This window comes from Brachybacterium ginsengisoli (genome assembly GCF_002407065.1).
In the GTDB taxonomy this organism is placed as follows: domain Bacteria; phylum Actinomycetota; class Actinomycetes; order Actinomycetales; family Dermabacteraceae; genus Brachybacterium; species Brachybacterium ginsengisoli.
The window spans coordinates 1,338,749-1,354,882 of sequence record NZ_CP023564.1 but is presented as its reverse complement, the minus strand read 5'-3'; the positions used below and the strand labels follow the sequence as shown (position 1 = coordinate 1,354,882).

Genomic DNA, 16,134 nt, shown 5'->3' with positions numbered 1-16,134 from the left:
GCGATCCCGCACAGGGATCGTCACGGTTCAGCGGCCGCCGGCGAACACCTCGCGCAGGCGCTCCGCGAAGGCCGCCGGATCCCCGGGATTCGACGGGTCCCCGGCGTGGAAGCCGCCATGGTCCCCTGGGAAGGACGTCGTGGTCACGCCGAGGCGCTCCGCGAGGGCCGCTGTGGAGCGCGCGGTGATCGCCTGCCCGGTCTGCTCGCCGAGGCCGAGCACGAGCTTCCCGCTCTGAGCACGGAGGGCCTCGAGATCCGGGACGTAGTCGGTGACCGGGGCGCTCGCCCCGGAGAGCAGGGGATCGTCCCGTCGGCCGTCGTCCGCCGCAGGAAGCCCGAACTGCTCCGGCGCGGGGAACTGTGCGCTGACCTCCTCGGTGAGCTCGCCCTGCCAGGAGGACATCACGATGAAGGCCGCGAGCCCTGCGCCCCATCCACGCTCGTGATACCGCTCGGTGACCGCCTGGTTCACCGCGGCGACCGCCTCCGCATCGGGCAGCAGCCCGAACAGCGGCGGCTCATGGGCCACGAGGAGTCGGATGTCCTCGGGATGCGCCGTGAGGAGTGCGAGGCCGGCGACCGCTCCCCCGCTGCTGGCGAAGAGGTCGACCGGGCCGCCGAGGTGCTCGACCAGGGCGTGCAGATCCTCGGCCTGCAGGACGGGATCGTTCAGCGCGCTGTCGTCGCGCCGGGTGCTCTCCCCGAGACCGCGCGGATCGTAGGTCACCACGGTGCGCTCGGGCAGCTGCTCGGCGAGGTCGGAGAAGCCCTCGGAGGTCATCGGCTGACCGATCATCAGCAGGACGGGGTCGCCTCCGTCCGGAGGCAGGGCGCCGCGCACGTGATGGGCGATGTCGGCGTCCAGAAGGGCCAGGGTGCGGGCGGTGTCTCCCATGGGAGCTCCTCGAGGGGTGCGGGACGATCCGGCGCGCGTCGCTGCGACGCCGGGGCGAGCTCCCTCACCGTAGAGCCACAGGGCCGTTCGCGGAAGACACCCCGGCAGCCCGGACCGGGCGGGTCCGTCCCCATCCGGTCCGGGATCGTCCGGCGGCGCTGCACGCAGCCCTGCCGAACGATCCCGTCCTTCTCAGGAGTAGCTGATCACCAGCGGTGCGTGGTCGGACCATCGGGTGTCGTAGCTCGGCGCACGGTCCACCTGGGCGGTGGCCGCGCGGGAGGCGAGATCCTCGGTGGCCAGCTGGTAGTCGATCCTCCAGCCCGAGTCGTTGTCGAACGCCTTGCCGCGCTGCGACCACCAGGTGTACGGGCCGGGGCCGTCGCCGTGGAGGCGGCGGTGCACATCCGTGTACCCGCCCTCGGAGGTCAGCCGGTCGAGGTAGGCGCGCTCCTCGGGCAGGAAGCCGGCGGACTTCAGGTTGCCCTTCCAGTTCTTGATGTCCCACTCGGCATGGGCGATGTTGATGTCGCCGGTGAGCACCACGTGGCCGCCGGCGGCACGCAGCTCCTCGAGACGGGCCATGGCCACGTCGAGGAAGGCGTACTTGTCGGTCATCGTCTGCGGCTTCTCGGTGTTCCCCGAGTGCATGTAGCAGGAGATCACGGTGAGGGTGCGGCCGTCGCCGAAGGGGTCCTCGAGATCGACCTCCATCCAGCGACCGGTGTGCGCATCGCCCTCGAGCCCGGGCAGGCCGCGCCGCGCCGTCTCGAGATCGACGTCCTCTCGGGAGGTGCGCACGGCGACCGCGACGCCGGCGCGGCCCTTGAGCTGCGAGGCCTCTCCGACGATGCTCCAGCCCTCGCCGACCAGACCGGCGAGCAGCTCATCGGGGGCGCGCACCTCCTGCAGGGTGATGACGTCCGCCGAGGTGGTGGCGAGCCAGTCGGGCATCCCCTTCCGAGCGGCGGCGCGCAGGCCGTTGACGTTGACGGTGGCGAGGGTGAGGGTCATGCGGACACCTCGATCCCCGCGGCGCGCTCGGCCGCCTCGACGACGTTGTTCATGAGCAGCGCTCGCGTCATCGGGCCGACGCCTCCGGGGTTGGGGCTGATCCAGGAGGCGACCTCGGCGACCGCGGGATCCACATCGCCCACGAGCTTCGCCTTCCCGCCCTCGGGGTCCTCCTGGCGGGAGACGCCGACATCCAGCACGATCGCGCCGGGCTTGACGTCCTCGGGACGCACCAGATGGGCGACGCCCGCGGCCGCGACGATCACGTCCGCCCGGCGGAGATGCTCCGGCAGGTCGGTGGTGCCGGTGTGGGTCAGCGTGACGGTCGCGTTGATGCTGCGGCGGGTCATGAGCGCACCGATCGAGCGGCCCACGGTGATGCCGCGGCCGATCACGACGACGTCCTTGCCCGCGAGGTCGATGTCGTGGCGCAGGAGCAGATCGATGACCGCTCGCGGCGTGCACGGCAGCGGGGTGTGGATCGGCCCGTAGGCGTTGAGCATCAGACGACCGAGGTTCATGGGGTGCAGGCCGTCGGCGTCCTTGGCCGGATCGATCCGCTCGAGGATCGCGTCGGTGTCGATCTGCTTCGGGAGCGGGAGCTGGACGATGTAGCCGGTGCAGGCGGGATCCGCGTTGAGCTCGTCGACCACAGCCTCGACATCGGCCTGGGTGGCATCCGCCGGGAGGTGCTTCTGGATCGAGGTGAGCCCGATCTGCTCGCTGTCGCGGTGCTTGCCGCGCACATAGGCGGCGCTGCCGGGGTCGTCTCCGACCAGGAGGGTGGCGAGTCCGGGGCGCTCGTGCCCGGCCTCGACGAGTCGCGTGACGCGCTCGGCCAGCTCCTCCTTGATCGCCTTCGCGGTGGCCTTGCCGTCGAGGATCTGTGCCGTCATGGCGCTCCTTGGATGTCAGGGGTGGCTGGTCGAACGAAGGGAGGCCGCACGTGCCTCCACGAGGACGGCGAGGGGGCCCGGCGCCGTGGTGCCGGGCCCCCTGCGCGTGATCAGTACTGCTGCAGCTCGGCGTACAGCGGCTTCGCCGCGGCGAGGGCCTCGGTGCGTGCGCGCAGCGACTCGAGGTCCGCGCCGCCGGTGAGGGCGAGCGCGATGACGTCGGCGACCTCGGTGAACTCGGCGGCGCCGAAGCCGCGGGTGGCGAGCGCCGGCGTGCCGATGCGCAGGCCGGAGGTGACGCGCGGCGGGCGGGGATCGTTGGGCACCGCGTTGCGGTTCACGGTGATGCCGGCCTCGTGCAGACGGTCCTCGGCCTGCTGTCCGTCGAGCTCGCTGTCCACGAGGTCCACGAGCACGAGGTGCACGTCGGTGCCGCCGGAGATGACCTTGACCCCGGCCGCCTTCGCGTCCTCGGCCTGGAGGCGCTCGGCGAGGATCTTCGCGCCCTCGAGGGTGCGGGCCTGACGGTCCTTGAAGTCCTCGGAGGCGGCGACCTTCAGCGCCACGGCCTTCGCCGCGATGACGTGCATGAGCGGGCCGCCCTGCTGGCCGGGGAAGACCGCGGAGTCGATCTTCTTGGCCCACTTCTCCGTGCACAGGATCATGCCGGAGCGGGGACCGCCGATGGTCTTGTGGATCGTGGTGGAGACCACGTCCGCGTAGGGGACGGGGCTGGGGTGCAGGCCCGCGGCGACGAGGCCCGCGAAGTGCGCCATGTCCACCCACAGCGCGGCGCCGACCTCGTCGGCGATCTCGCGGAAGCGGGGGAAGTCGAGCTGGCGCGTGTACGCCGACCAGCCGGCGACGATGACCTTGGGCTGCTCGGCCACGGCCAGCTCGTGCACCTTGTCCATGTCGATCAGGCCCGTGCCGGGCTCGGTCTCGTAGGCCACGATGTCGTAGAGACGGCCGGAGAAGTTGATCTTCATGCCGTGGGTGAGGTGGCCGCCATGGGCGAGGGACAGGCCCATGAGCTTGTCGCCGGGGCGGGCCAGGGCGTGCATGACGGCGGCGTTCGCCGAGGCGCCCGAGTGGGGCTGGACGTTCGCGTGCTCGGCGCCGAACAGCTCCTTCGCACGGTCGATCGCGATCTGCTCGGCGACATCGACCTCTTCGCAGCCACCGTAGTAGCGGCGGCCCGGGTAGCCCTCGGCGTACTTGTTGGTGAGGACCGATCCCTGGGCCTGCAGCACGGCGCGGGGGACGAAGTTCTCGCTCGCGATCATCTCGAGCGTGCGCTGCTGGCGCGCGAGCTCGCGATCGAGCACCTGGGCGATGTCCGGATCGAGATCGGCGATGGACTGGTCGAGGACGTTCACAGGGCCTCCTGCAGGGTCGGGGCGGGGTGGCGACGGACGCCGTCCGGCCATCTTAGGACGGTCGGCGTCCCCGCCGCTGTCGCGCTCAGAGTGCGAGGCCGAGCCGCACCGGTTCGGGCTCGAGGTGGATGCCGAAGCTCTCCTGGACCCGGGCCTGGACGTCGTGGGCGAGGGCGACCAGGTCGTCGCTGCCGGCGCCCCCGCGGTTCGTCAGTGCCAGGGAGTGCTTGGTGGAGACGGCGGCCCGCTCCCCCACGGCATGCCCGCGCTCGATCCCCGAGTGGCTGATCAGCCACGCCGCGCTGGTCTTGACCCGGTCGTCGCCGACGTCGTAGCGGGGAGCCTCGGCGGGCAGACGCTCGGCGTCCGCGGCGTCGAGGATCGGGTTGGTGAAGAAGGATCCGGCGCTCCAGGTGTCGTGGTCGCCCGGATCCAGCACCATTCCCTTGCTCGCACGGATGCTCAGCACCGTCTCACGCACCTGCTGCATCGGCGCCCGGTCCCCGACCCGGACGCCGAGCGCATCGGCCAGCTGGGCGTAGCGGATCGGGGCGGAGAGCGAACCGATCGTGTGCTGGAAGGTCACCGAGAGAACCACGTAGCGGCCCGTCGCCGAGGGGACGCCCGAGTAGCGGGTGCGCTTGAAGACGCTGTCGCGGTAGGCGAAGCCGCAGTCGGCCGCGAAGAAGGTGCGCACGGCGTTCTGCTCACGGTCCCAGGTGCGCACGCGCGAGATGGTCGCGGCGACCTCCTGGCCGTAGGCGCCCACGTTCTGGATCGGGGTGGCGCCGACGGATCCGGGGATCCCGGAGAGCGCCTCGATGCCCACCATCCCGCGGGCGACCGCGTAGCGGACGGCCCGGTCCCAGTTCACCCCGGCGAAGTACTCGACGAGCGCACCGCCGCAGGTGGGCTCGAGCGGCGTGAGCTCCGCGGGATCGACGGGGATGCCATCGGGCTCCCCCGAGGCGCCCACCTCGCACGTGGCGTCCAGCAGCGGCGGGTCCTCGGGGTCCCGCAGCAGCACCACGGTGCCTTCGAAGGGCTCATCGGAGGCGACGAGGTTCGAGCCGCCGCCGAGCACGAGCAGCGGCTCCCCGGCGGCGTCGGCCGCGGAGACCGCCGCGATGACCTCGTCGGCGGTGCGGGCCTCGACGAGGTTCCGGATCTCTCCGCCGATGCGGAGGGTGGTGAGGTCGGAGAGCCTCATGCGGCGCCCTGCTCCGCCGAGCCATCAGCGGGGGCGGCCGGGAGGGCGAGGGTGGCCCGGGCACGGCCGAGCACCTTGGTCCCGTCCACCTGCGCGGTCAGATCCACCCGCGCGGTGCCCGCCGCCTCGTCGATCGCGCCGACGACGGCGACGACCTCGAGGGCCACGGAGCCGGTGGCGGGCACCGGGATCGGGTTGGTGAACCGGGTGGAGTAGGCGCGCACCGCCGTGGGATCGACGATGGCGTCGAGCAGCCCGGTGATGGCAGTGCCCATGGTGAGCATGCCGTGGGCGATGACCCCGGGCAGTCCGGCCTGCTCGGCGACGGCGTCGTTGTAGTGGATGGGGTTGAAGTCGCCGGAGGCCCCGGCGTAGCGCACGAGGGTGTCGCGGGAGACCTCGTGACGGGTGCGGGCGAGCTCCTGGCCGACGGTCAGTGCGGAGAGGTCCGCGGGGGCGGCGGGGGTGGTGGTCATGTCTGCTCCTGGATCCGTGGAGGCGGGCGGGATGTTGCGGCGGCGGTCGCGGCAGGGTCAGTCGCCGCGGACGACGAGCATGCTGCGCACGGCGGCGACCTCGGTGCCGGCCTCGTCGGCGAGGTCCACGCGGGTGGTGACCATCGCGTGGCCGCCGGCGGCGCGGATGGCCTCGACGGTGAGGGTGGGGACCAGTCGGTCCCCGGCGACCACGGGTCGGTGGAGGGTGAAGGACTCCTCGCCGTGGACCACCCGGGAGAAGTCGATCCCGGAGGCCGGATCCTCGATGTACTGGGCCTCGGTGGCCTGGGCGAGGGAGACGAGGAAGGTGGGCGGCGCGACCACATCGGCGTGGCCGGCACCACGGGCCGCTTCGGCATCCGTGTGCAGCGCGGAGGTCGCACCGGTGGCGCGGGCGAACTCGACGATCTTCGCGGCCGAGACCGTGTGCACGGGACCCGCAGGGTACGTGCGGCCGGCGAAGGCGGGATCGGGGGTGGTGGGCATGACGTCTCCCGAGGTCGGGTCGGCGGGGCCGACGGATACGAACCCCTCGATCATCTCACCGCCGGACCGAGGGTGCAGGCAGGCCGGGCGGGACGGGCTGGTCCGTGCGGAGGCCGGGGGCGTGCGGAGGCTGGTGCGCCGGGTCCGATGCACGCGGCGGACATGACGAAGGCCACCCGGGATGATCCCGGGTGGCCTTCGTGGAAGCAGTGCTTGACCCGTTCAGCGGGTCTCGCGGTGCGCCGTCTGCTTGCCGCAGGTCGGGCAGAACTTCGAGAGCTCGAGCCGATCCGGGGTGTTGCGACGGTTCTTCTTGGTGATGTAGTTGCGCGCCTTGCAATCAACACAAGCCATGGTGATCTTGGGACGCACGTCAGAGCTCTTGCTCGCCACGGTTCGCCTCTTTCGTCCGGGTGGCGCTCCCTGCGGTGCGCCTCGTGGGTCCCCGTGCTCGGGGGATGTGGATTCAGCACTCCGGCGGAAACCGGTGTGGTACCGAGGGCGGGGATCGAACCCGCGACCTCACGATTATGAGTCGTGCGCTCTAACCGTCTGAGCTACCCCGGCGTGACCGATGAAGCGGCCCGATCTCGAATGAGACCGGGCCGCCGCATCCATCAGAGCCCTGAAAGGGAATCGAACCCTTGACCTTCTCCTTACCATGGAGATGCTCTGCCGACTGAGCTATCAGGGCAACCCGGTGAACTTTACCCACCTCTTCGCCCGGAGGCAATTCGGGGGCTGGTCCCGGTGCTTCGGATCACATGGATCCTCCGCCGTGGCAGATGAGGGATTCGAACCCCCGTAGGCAATGCCAGCTGATTTACAGTCAGCTCCCTTTGGCCGCTCGGGTAATCTGCCGTGACTGCTCCCGTTGCCCACCCGACCTGGATCGAGTGGCCGCTGGAAGCGGACCTGGAACAGCATACCGGCGCCGCGCCGCCGATGCGAACTCGGAGCGGCCCCTCGGTGCATGAAGAGCATCACAGCCGCTCCGGGGGCACATGGACAATGAGGTGGCGGCCCACCCGGGCGGCCGCATGAAGGAAGGACCCACCGTGGCAGATTCATCGTTCGACATCGTCAGCAAGCTCGATCGGCAGGAGATCGACAACGCGGTCAACCAGGCCGTGAAGGAGGTCGGCCAGCGCTATGACTTCCGAGGGACCGGAGCGTCGATCACCCTCAGCGGGGACGAGATCGTCATGACCGCCAATGCGGAGGAGCGGGTGCTCGCAGTGCTGGACGTGCTGCAGTCCAAGCTCATCCGCCGGGGCATCTCGCTCAAGGCTCTCGACGTGGGCGAGCCCAAGCAGTCCGGCAAGGAGGTGCGCCTGGCCGCGTCCCTCAAGGAGGGCATCAGCACCGAGGACGCCAAGAAGATCTCCAAGCTGATCCGTGATGAGGGCCCGAAGGCGGTCAAGGCGCGGATCGAGGGCGACGAGCTGCGCGTCTCCTCCAAGAGCCGTGACGATCTGCAGTCCGTCATCGCTCTGCTGAAGGGCAAGGATCTGGACGTCGCCCTGCAGTTCGTCAACTACCGCTGAGTCGGCGCCGGCGGCCCTGGATCCCCGAGGCCGCCGCCGCGCGGAGCGCGGACCGTGCCGCCGGCAGAGCGCGCTCCCCCGCCCAGGACACACAAGAAGGCCCCGCACCCAGAACGGGTGCGGGGCCTTCCTCGCGACGAGCGCGGCGAGCTCGAACCGGGATCAGCCGTTGTTCGACTCCTGCTCCTGCTCCTCAGCATGCTGAGTGAGCTCCTTGCCCTTCTGCTGAAGAGCCTCGACCAGGTTCGCCAGCGGCCCACCGATGAAGGAGTTCCACTCCTCCTTGTAGCCGTCGTAATCCGGACCGACCCACTCGACCGAGTTGACGACCGTCGTCATATCACCGACAGCCTCGAGAATCTGCTCGCCAGCCTGCGTGACAGCCTGAGCGACCTCGTTGCCCTCGCCCGGATCCATACCCTTGAAAGCCATGACCTACCCCTTTCGCCCCGCTCCCGGAGCTGCACATCGAAAAAAAGAAACTGGAACTCAGATGATCAGGAAGACGTCTTGCGCTGCGACTGAGCATTCGCCTTGGCGCGCTCCGCGAAGTCCTCGCACTGCTGCTTGACCTGAGTCACCAGATCCCGAACCGTGCCGGTGAACTCGGAGACGTACTTGTCCCGGTCCTCACCCGTCCAGTCGAAGCCCTCGACCTTGCCAGCGATCTCCTCGAAGATCTGGCCGGCCTGCTCGCCCGCATCCTGGATCTGCTGACCCATCTGCTCGACGGCCTCAGGGTTCATGCCCTTCTTCATGGTGTCCTCCATCTCGTAGTGAAAACTGCCCCCACCCACCGGACCTGACCTCCGCAGCCAGTGACCGCTTCCTCGACCCTGTCCCCCAGGTGATGACACCACCCTAGAACCCCCACCACCACATGGCGATGGGGACAACTCCCCATGGTCCTCCCCATACCCCCGCTGAATACATAAGGCCAGGCCACAGCCTGATCGCAAGCACTATCGGGCTGTGGACAAGCACCGGGCGGGCAACTACTGGCCGGCCGTCCCGCGCAGCCCTGCGGCGTTCGGTGCTCGGCGCGCTCCGCCGCGCGGAGCGCGGACCGTGCCGCCGGCAGAGCGCGCTCCCCCGCCCAGGGCACGCACGAAGGCCCCGCACCGAGAACGGGTGCGGGGCCTTCCTCGCGACGAGCGCGACGAGCTCGAACCGGGATCAGCCGTTGTTCGACTCCTGCTCCTGCTCCTCAGCATGCTGAGTGAGCTCCTTGCCCTTCTGCTGAAGAGCCTCGACCAGGTTCGACAGCGGCCCACCGATGAAGGAGTTCCACTCCTCCTCGCAGCCGTCGTCATCCGGACCTTCCCACTCGACCGAGTTGATGATCGTCGTCATATCACCGACGACCTCGAGAATCTGCTCGCCGGACTGCGTGACAGCCTGAGCGATCTCGTCGCCCTCGCCCGGATCCATACCCTTGAAAGCCGACCGACCCCTTTCTCCCCGCTCCCGGAGCTGCACATCGAGAAAAAGAAACTGGAACTCAGATGATCAGGACGACGTCTTGCGCTGCGACTGAGCGTTCGCCTTCGCGCGCTCCGCGAAGTCCTCGCACTGCTGCTTGGCCTGAGTCACCATCTCCCGAACCGTGCCGGTGAACTCGGAGACGTACTCGTCCCGGTCCTCACCCCTCCAGGACTCCCCATGCCCCATGGGAACCCGCGCCGGCACACCGACATGACGACGGCCCCGGCCCCTCATCGAGGGGCCGGGGCCGTCGGATCGTCCGGAGCTCAGTCGAGCTTCACCGTCAGGGAGTCCTGGATGGTGCGGACGGTCTCGATCTCATCATCGGCGCTCTCCGCCCCGCAGCTGCCGACGATCTCCACGACGTCCTTGGCCACGCCGCCGCGGTCGACGACCGCGTACCGTGCCGCCTGGACGACGGTGGGGCGGCCGGGCTGGGTGTACCCGTACTCGCTGGCGATCCAGGTGGTGCCTTCGATCTCGATCTCGCCGGTGCCGAGCTCCTCGAGCTCAGGGAGTGCCGCCTTGCGCTGGTCGAGCCCGGCCCGAGCCGCCTCGAGGGTGAAGTCGGGGCCGAACCGCTGCACCGTGACGACCACGTTCGCGCGGAACGTGCCCTCCACGCGAGGCTGGGCCACGGCCAGCTGGACACCCGGGACTGTCAGCGTCTCCCAGTCGTCCGGAACCTCGATCGCGATCCTCGGTGGACCGGGGAAATCTGCGCTCGGGTATTCGATGCTCTGTGCCATGGATATGCTCCGTTCGTCCCACCTCTGACGACGGTCAACCTATCAGGCATCGTGCGACGACGAGGACGGCCCGAGCAGAACATGCTCGGGCCGTCGTCGGTCGGTCACGAGGACCGGATGCGGCGCGATCAGTGGGACGAGACGTTCTCCTGCCCGGCGGCGTTGCGCTCGGCGGAGTCCCCCAGCTCGTTGACCGAGGTCATGATCTGCTGCAGGGCCGGGACCATCTCACCCTGCCACTGGCTGCGGAAGCGGTCCGCGTCCGGGCCGGTCCAGTCGACATCGGCCAGACCGCTGGTCAGCTCCTGCTCGATCCGGGTGATCTCCTCCGCGGCGTCGCGCAGCTGGGCGGACATCCGCCGGACCTCTTCGATGTTCATACCCAACGTGGAGTTCACGGTTCGGGTTCCCCTTCCTGGTGGCTCGCGCCTGCGCCCCATTCCGGTGCACCGGCCTGCTGTCGTGGTCGACAGGACTCACTGTAGAGCGATCGCCGACCCCCGACCATGGGGAGGAGTCCCCATGGGGACGACGGCGCGCGCACCGGCCCGCCCGGTCCGGCTCCCGCCGCGGTCGGCGCCCGCGGGCAGCGGGCGGAGACGCGGCGCGTCAGCCGGCCGTGTTCTGCGCGACCTGCAACTTCATCGCACGACCGGAGAACACGAGGAACCCGCGACCGGGCGGGAAGTCCGCTCGACGGATCCTCCCCAATCCGGTTCCGAGCAGCGTGTCGCCGTCCATGTCGCTCGGCTGCAGCAGGAGGCCGCGGCGGCCGGCCTTGAAGGGCTGGGCGAGCACGTACGCCTGCGACCAGGTGGCGGACTCGTTCTCCCCCACGACGAACTGGCCCTCACGGGTGCTCGCGCGGATGAGCTTGTCCAGATCGTTCTCGACGCCGCTGCCGGTGAAGTCCGCGACGCCGTCGATGAACAGGGCGAGCTTGCCCTCTCCGACGCTGCCGGACTCGATGGTCTGTCGCAGCTGCCCGGCGAGCTCGCGGACGGTGTCCGGATCCGAGGCCTCGACGTCCCAGACGTCGAGACCTGTCAGCGGGGTTCGGCGCGAGGAGAAGCGGACCAGCCGCATCGGCTCGTCCATCGCCTTCAGCGCGGTCGCGATGGTGAGCATCGCCGTGGTGCGCCCGGAGCCCATCGGCCCCGTGACCATGAAGGCCCCACGCGGCTCGAAGGTGATCTCCGAGAGGGTCTCGTCGGCCTGACCCAGCGTCGGCATCCCACCGACGGTCGGGCGGAGGGAGGAGAACTCGACCCGCTCGGGCAGACGCTCGACGTCCGGCGCCTCGGGGACGCCGGCGCGACGCATCGCCTTGGCGAGCTTGGCGACCTCACGGGCCTGGAGCGCGACGTTCGAATCTCCGCCATGCACCGCGACCTGCACCTCGTGCCCGTCCTGGATCGATCGGCCGGGAGGCGAGGTGCTGTCCAGGATGTCCTTGGGCTCGCCGAAGGCCATGTAGTCGTCATCGCTGGCCATGCGGTGGATGAGGCGCCGCTGGATCGAGGATCCGAGCGAGGTGGGGATGGCGTTGGGCCGGTCGCCGGTCACGATCACGTGCACGCCCACCTGGCGGCCGTCGGTCGCGATCTGGACGAAGGTCGTGAACCACTTCGAGAGGTTCGAGTAGTCGTAGGCCTCGCGGAACGCGGCCATGCCGTCGACCAGCAGGAGGATGCGCGGGGTGTCCGGCTTCCCGGCCAGCTCGCGGTACTCGGCCACGGACCCGGCGCGCATCTTCGCGAACTCCTTCGCCCGCTCGTCGATCAGCTTCCGGAGCGTCCGCAGGAGACGGATCACCCGCTCCTCGTCGTCCCCCGGCACGATCGCGCCCACATGCGGCAGGTCTTCGAGCATCGTCAGCCCCGAGGCGCCGAAGTCGAGACCGTACACGTGCACGGGCCCGCCGCGGACGGTGGAGGCTGCCGAGATCGCGAGGGTGCGCAGCGTGGTGGACTTGCCGGATCCGCCGGTCCCGTAGATCGCCATGTTGCCATCACGGTCGGGGACGTAGGAGGTCGTGGGCTGGGCCTGGTCCTCGGGGACGTCCATGACGCCCAGCAGGAGCTCCTCGTCGGTGCGGCGGCTGGGGAGGCGCGAGAGGTCGTAGGCATCGGCCAGCTCGGACAGCCAGGGCTTGCGGGGCGCCGGGACCCCGGCGTTCTCCGCCGCAGCCTTGACGGTCGCGACCACCCGGGAGATGTCGTTGGGGCCGGGGTCCTTGACCTCCTTGGCCGGGGGTGCGGGGATGTCCCACTGCTCCCCGGTGCCGAAGTCCTTCTCCACGATGTCGATCCGGGCCCGTTCGGGCTCCTCCGTGGTCCAGCCGCCGGCGTACCCGGACTGGAAGGTCGCGATCCGTCCCGGCCCGGTCTTGGCCGCACCGCGGCCGGGGATCCCCGGGTCGAAGTGCGCGGCCATCTTGTCGCCCAGGATGTCCTTGGAGTCCGCCTCGTCGGCCATGCGCAGGGCGATGCGGAGGTTCGTGTTGGCGCGCAGGTTGTCCTTGATCACGCCGGCCGGCCGCTGGGTGGCGAGGATCAGGTGCAGGCCCAGCGAGCGGCCTCGGGCGGCGACGTCCACGACGCCGTCCACGAACTCCGGGATCTCCTTGGCCAGCGCCGCGAACTCGTCGACGATGATGATCAGGCTGGGCGGTGCCTCGGGGTCGCCGGTGCGCTCGAGCGAGACCAGGTCCTTGGCCTTCTTCCGGTTCAGCAGGTGCTCGCGGTGGTGCAGCTCCGCGCGCAGCGAGGTCAGCGCGCGGCGCACCAGGTGCTGGGAGAGGTCGGTGACCAGGCCGACCGTATGGGGCAGGGCGAGGGCGTCGGCGAACGCGGCGCCGCCCTTGTAGTCCACGAACAGGAAGGTGACCCGGTCGGGGCTGTGCGCGGTGGCCATGCCCAGCACCCACGCCTGGAGGAACTCGGACTTGCCCGCGCCGGTGGTGCCGCCCACCAGGGCGTGAGGTCCGTTGGTGCGCAGGTCGAGGTGGAAGGCGTCCTGGCCGTTGTGGCCGACGAGGCCGCGTAGGTTCGCATCGTGCTTGCGCCGCTGCGGCTCGGAGCCGTCGCGCGGGGTGAGGGAGTTGTTCTCCTTCCACCGCTCGATGATGTAGTTGGGGTCCTCGGCCATCTGCATGCCGCCGAGCTTGAGGTAGGAGATCGCTCGCGGCAGGTCGGAGTCGTCGTCGATCGGCACACCGGCATCGACCACCGGTGCGAGGTGGCGGGCCACCCCGGAGGCGACCTCGATGGAGACCGTCTCGACCGTCACCGGGTAGAACCGCTCCCCCAGCCGCACATGGCCGGCGCTCGCCCCCTCGATGGACTCCTCGACGGAGACGTAGGTGCGGCAGGCCGCAGGCAGGGCAGCGACGTTCGAGGCCGACCAGATCACGTGCACGCCAACATCCGGCCCGCGCTCCGCGATGCGCACCAGACGGGCCCTGTCCACCGGGGCGTCGTCCTCGATGATGACCACGAGATACGGGGTGACCGGCTCCGGAGGGACGTCCGGAGCCTGCTCGAGCTCGATGGTCATCGGGGTGCGCAGCTGCGGCGGGGCATCGCCCGCACGCTGCTCGATGAGCTCCTCGATGCGGGAGAGCAGGGAGGTCCCACGCCCGGGGGTGTCGGCGAGATGGTCGCCGGGAAGCGGCGAGTGAGGGCTCGAGGTGTGCGGGAGCCACTTCAGCCACTGCCACATCTCGCGGCTGGAGCGCGAGGTGATCGCGGCGATCGCGACCTCCGCCGGGGAGTGCAGGGCAAAGATCTGGGTGACGATGCCGCGGGCCACCCCGTCGGCCTCCTCCCCGCCGCCGGCGATCCCGATGTTCCCGGCGTAGCGGAGCTCCGCCGCCACCGGCACCCCGGCGATCAGCTTGTACTCCTCGTTCATGTCGTCGAGCATGTCGTAGTACTTGGGGATCGCGTCGTTCTCCGCGGGCATCTCGATGCCCACGCGGGACGGGGCGATACCGAGCCCCAGCCGCACGGTGCCGAAGGCGTTGTGCTCGGGGCGATGGGTCCACAGCAGTCGGCCCAGCCGGAACGCCGCATCGACCGTGTCCGCCGCGGACGGCGTCTCTACCAGGCGCACCGCACGCTCGAGGTCCTGGGCTGCGGTGACTCGGCGCTTGAGGGAGGCGAGTCCGTCCTCGAAGTTCTTGATCTGCCGTTCGAGGACCTTCTTCTGCTGGAACTTGCGGTTCAGATAGCCGGCCGTGGCCATCATCGGCATCATGAACACGAACATGAGCGAGAACGGACTGCGGGTCATGGAGAACATGAAGCCGCCCATGAGGATCGGGGCGAACATCATGAAGATCGGGAAGAACTGCGGATTCGGCTCCTTGGGCGGGGCGGGCGCCTTCAGCGGCCGATAGGGGAAGCGGGGCACCACGCGCGGCGACCGGTTGAACTCCACCACCGGCGAGCTCGGGGCCGTGCCGCCGAGCCGGTGCAGGGCGATCACCGAGAAGGTGGTCTGACCGATCATCACCGTGTCCGAGGGGCCGATGACGGCCCGCTGCACCTGCTCGCCGCCGATCACGACGCCGTTGGAGGAGTGCAGGTCCACGATCTCGATGGAGTCGCCGACGTTCAGGCGGGCGTGGCGCTTGGAGAGCATGGGATCGGCGATCCGGATGTCCAGATCGCCCTCGCGGCCCACGATGCTCGAGCCGGAGGGCAGCGGGAACTCGCGGCCCGCCTCGGGGCCCGAGAGCACGCGCATCAGGGCGACCGCCGCGCCGCGGGACTCGGAGCGCGTGGCGTACTCCGCCGAGGAGCGCGCGATGGAGACGATGCTGCCCGAGCGCAGTCCGGCCTGGATCAGGTCGATCTCGCGGTCCAGGGAGCGCACGCCCTTCGCCCCGGGGCCTGCGCCGGGGTCCTGGACCTGGAGGGTGAGCCCCTCGGGCGCCTCGACGTCCCCGCGCAGCGGATCCGCGAGGTACAGGGCGTTGGCCACGTCGGCGACCGTCGCCGTCGCATCGGCGGTGACCTCGAGATCGGTCAGCCGATCCTCGGGCCTGCGCAGCGTGAGCTTGATGCGCATCGGTGTTCCTCCCCCTGGCGGGCCCCTCGCCCGCCTGACGTCCCGCCCCGGACGGGGTGGGACGCTGCCTCAGTGTGCGTCCTCAGTGTGCGTCGATCTGTGCGTCGTGCCGCGAACCGACTCCCCGGGCGGCGAGCCCGGGGAGTGCCGCCGATCAGTCGTCGTCGGTGTCCTGCGCCTGGTCCAGCAGCGGCAGGTCGTCGGTGGTGACCAGCCGCGAGAAGACGGCGTGCTCGACGAGCCGGGCCCGACGGTTGCTGGCCAGCTTGCCGGGACCACCGCGCAGCCCGCGCACGCCGAGCCGGTCGAGCTTGTCGCAGACGTTGTCGAGCTTGCGGTTGAACTTCGTCAGCTGCCACCCCAGCCGCTGCGCGGCCTGGGCGGAGGTCGGCACGGAGCTCATCCCGGAGCCCTCACGGACGAGCATCGGCTCGGAGAGCGCGAGGATCAGCAGCTTCTGGCTCGGGGTGAGCTGCACCGAGCCCATCGTCGTCTCCCCCACCGGGTCATCCGGCCCGGCGATCCGGGCGAACTCGGGGGACTCCGCGTGCACGGCGAGGTCATAGGTGGTGGGGCCGGCGGTGAACACCACCTTGGTCACGTCGAAGACCAGCGGGATCCGAGCGCCCGGCGCCAGCCAGGCCTGCATCGACCCGGTCCCGTCGGTGATCGTCGCAGAGAGCCGCGAGCCGATGTTGACCAGCCACCACATCGCCTCGACCTGCACGATCGTGAGGAACCGGCGATGGAGGAAGGCATTGTCCTCGTCGACGGTGAGGTCAGCCTCCCGGCCGATGGTCAGCTCCTCGCCGTCCTCGACGCGCCACCATTCCCCGCAGAACTCGACCGAAATCGTCGATGACATCCTCAGTCGTCCCCTCTGTCGTCGCAGCCCTCG

General features: G+C 70.0%; 16 protein-coding genes and 3 tRNA genes. 1 reads left to right on the top strand and 18 read right to left on the bottom strand.

Going from position 1 to position 16,134, the window contains the following annotated elements:
* Positions 1–27: 27 nt before the first annotated feature.
* From CFK41_RS05985 to CFK41_RS05935, 11 genes are all read right to left on the bottom strand, one after another.
* Positions 28–897, bottom strand: coding sequence for an alpha/beta fold hydrolase (locus CFK41_RS05985; protein ID WP_096798837.1), 870 nt, complete (start codon positions 895–897; stop codon positions 28–30).
* Positions 898–1,089: 192 nt separating this feature from the next.
* The gene (locus CFK41_RS05980) at positions 1,090–1,911 is read right to left on the bottom strand and encodes an exodeoxyribonuclease III (RefSeq protein WP_096798836.1); all 822 of its coding nucleotides are present in this window, start codon (positions 1,909–1,911) and stop codon (positions 1,090–1,092) included.
* Complete coding sequence (locus CFK41_RS05975; RefSeq protein ID WP_096798835.1) at positions 1,908–2,807, bottom strand: bifunctional methylenetetrahydrofolate dehydrogenase/methenyltetrahydrofolate cyclohydrolase; 900 nt, start codon at positions 2,805–2,807, stop codon at positions 1,908–1,910. The genes CFK41_RS05980 and CFK41_RS05975 overlap by 4 nt, the downstream gene beginning before the upstream one ends.
* 110 nt (positions 2,808–2,917) lie before the next feature.
* Positions 2,918–4,186 (bottom strand): serine hydroxymethyltransferase, encoded by a 1,269-nt coding sequence (gene glyA / locus CFK41_RS05970; protein ID WP_096798834.1) that lies wholly within the window; start codon positions 4,184–4,186, stop codon positions 2,918–2,920.
* A gap of 85 nt (positions 4,187–4,271) precedes the next feature.
* Positions 4,272–5,396, bottom strand: a complete 1,125-nt coding sequence (locus CFK41_RS05965) for a UDP-N-acetylmuramate dehydrogenase (RefSeq protein WP_096798833.1) — start codon at positions 5,394–5,396, stop codon at positions 4,272–4,274.
* Positions 5,393–5,872 carry a MaoC/PaaZ C-terminal domain-containing protein gene (locus tag CFK41_RS05960; RefSeq protein WP_096798832.1) on the bottom strand — a complete coding sequence of 160 codons (480 nt, stop codon included), beginning with the start codon at positions 5,870–5,872 and terminating at the stop codon, positions 5,393–5,395. Before CFK41_RS05960 ends, CFK41_RS05965 begins: the two co-directional genes overlap by 4 nt.
* A 57-nt stretch (positions 5,873–5,929) precedes the next feature.
* Entirely contained in the window at positions 5,930–6,379 is a 450-nt protein-coding gene (locus CFK41_RS05955; RefSeq protein WP_096800960.1) for a MaoC family dehydratase, read from the bottom strand.
* Between the two features lie 222 nt (positions 6,380–6,601).
* Positions 6,602–6,772 carry a 50S ribosomal protein L33 gene (gene rpmG, locus CFK41_RS05950; protein ID WP_029360274.1) on the bottom strand — a complete coding sequence of 57 codons (171 nt, stop codon included), beginning with the start codon at positions 6,770–6,772 and terminating at the stop codon, positions 6,602–6,604.
* Positions 6,773–6,869: 97 nt separating this feature from the next.
* A tRNA-Met gene (locus CFK41_RS05945) sits at positions 6,870–6,946 on the bottom strand.
* Positions 6,947–7,000: 54 nt separating this feature from the next.
* A tRNA-Thr gene (locus CFK41_RS05940) sits at positions 7,001–7,073 on the bottom strand.
* An 85-nt stretch (positions 7,074–7,158) separates the two neighbouring features.
* Positions 7,159–7,240, bottom strand: a tRNA-Tyr gene (locus CFK41_RS05935).
* A 197-nt stretch (positions 7,241–7,437) separates the two neighbouring features.
* Between CFK41_RS05935 and CFK41_RS05930 the strand changes: the two genes are divergently transcribed.
* The gene (locus CFK41_RS05930; RefSeq protein ID WP_096800959.1) at positions 7,438–7,926 is read left to right on the top strand and encodes a YajQ family cyclic di-GMP-binding protein; all 489 of its coding nucleotides are present in this window, start codon (positions 7,438–7,440) and stop codon (positions 7,924–7,926) included.
* Positions 7,927–8,088: 162 nt separating this feature from the next.
* Here the strand turns inward: CFK41_RS05930 and CFK41_RS05925 are convergent, their stop codons facing one another.
* The 7 genes from CFK41_RS05925 to CFK41_RS05890 all read right to left on the bottom strand — a co-directional run bounded on the left by CFK41_RS05925 (position 8,089) and on the right by CFK41_RS05890 (position 16,101).
* Positions 8,089–8,358 carry a WXG100 family type VII secretion target gene (locus CFK41_RS05925; protein ID WP_096798831.1) on the bottom strand — a complete coding sequence of 90 codons (270 nt, stop codon included), beginning with the start codon at positions 8,356–8,358 and terminating at the stop codon, positions 8,089–8,091.
* A gap of 65 nt (positions 8,359–8,423) precedes the next feature.
* A complete protein-coding gene (locus tag CFK41_RS05920) occupies positions 8,424–8,684 on the bottom strand; it encodes a hypothetical protein (protein WP_151904689.1) in 261 nt (86 codons plus the stop codon).
* A 418-nt stretch (positions 8,685–9,102) separates the two neighbouring features.
* Positions 9,103–9,357 carry a hypothetical protein gene (locus CFK41_RS05915; RefSeq protein ID WP_096798830.1) on the bottom strand — a complete coding sequence of 85 codons (255 nt, stop codon included), beginning with the start codon at positions 9,355–9,357 and terminating at the stop codon, positions 9,103–9,105.
* A gap of 320 nt (positions 9,358–9,677) precedes the next feature.
* Positions 9,678–10,160, bottom strand: a complete 483-nt coding sequence (locus tag CFK41_RS05905; protein ID WP_096798828.1) for a hypothetical protein — start codon at positions 10,158–10,160, stop codon at positions 9,678–9,680.
* Between the two features lie 128 nt (positions 10,161–10,288).
* Positions 10,289–10,558, bottom strand: a complete 270-nt coding sequence (locus CFK41_RS05900) for a WXG100 family type VII secretion target (protein ID WP_096798827.1) — start codon at positions 10,556–10,558, stop codon at positions 10,289–10,291.
* Between the two features lie 211 nt (positions 10,559–10,769).
* Positions 10,770–15,236 carry an FtsK/SpoIIIE domain-containing protein gene (locus CFK41_RS05895; protein WP_096798826.1) on the bottom strand — a complete coding sequence of 1,489 codons (4,467 nt, stop codon included), beginning with the start codon at positions 15,234–15,236 and terminating at the stop codon, positions 10,770–10,772.
* Between the two features lie 154 nt (positions 15,237–15,390).
* Positions 15,391–16,101 (bottom strand): FHA domain-containing protein, encoded by a 711-nt coding sequence (locus CFK41_RS05890; RefSeq protein WP_096798825.1) that lies wholly within the window; start codon positions 16,099–16,101, stop codon positions 15,391–15,393.
* Positions 16,102–16,134: the final 33 nt, after the last annotated feature.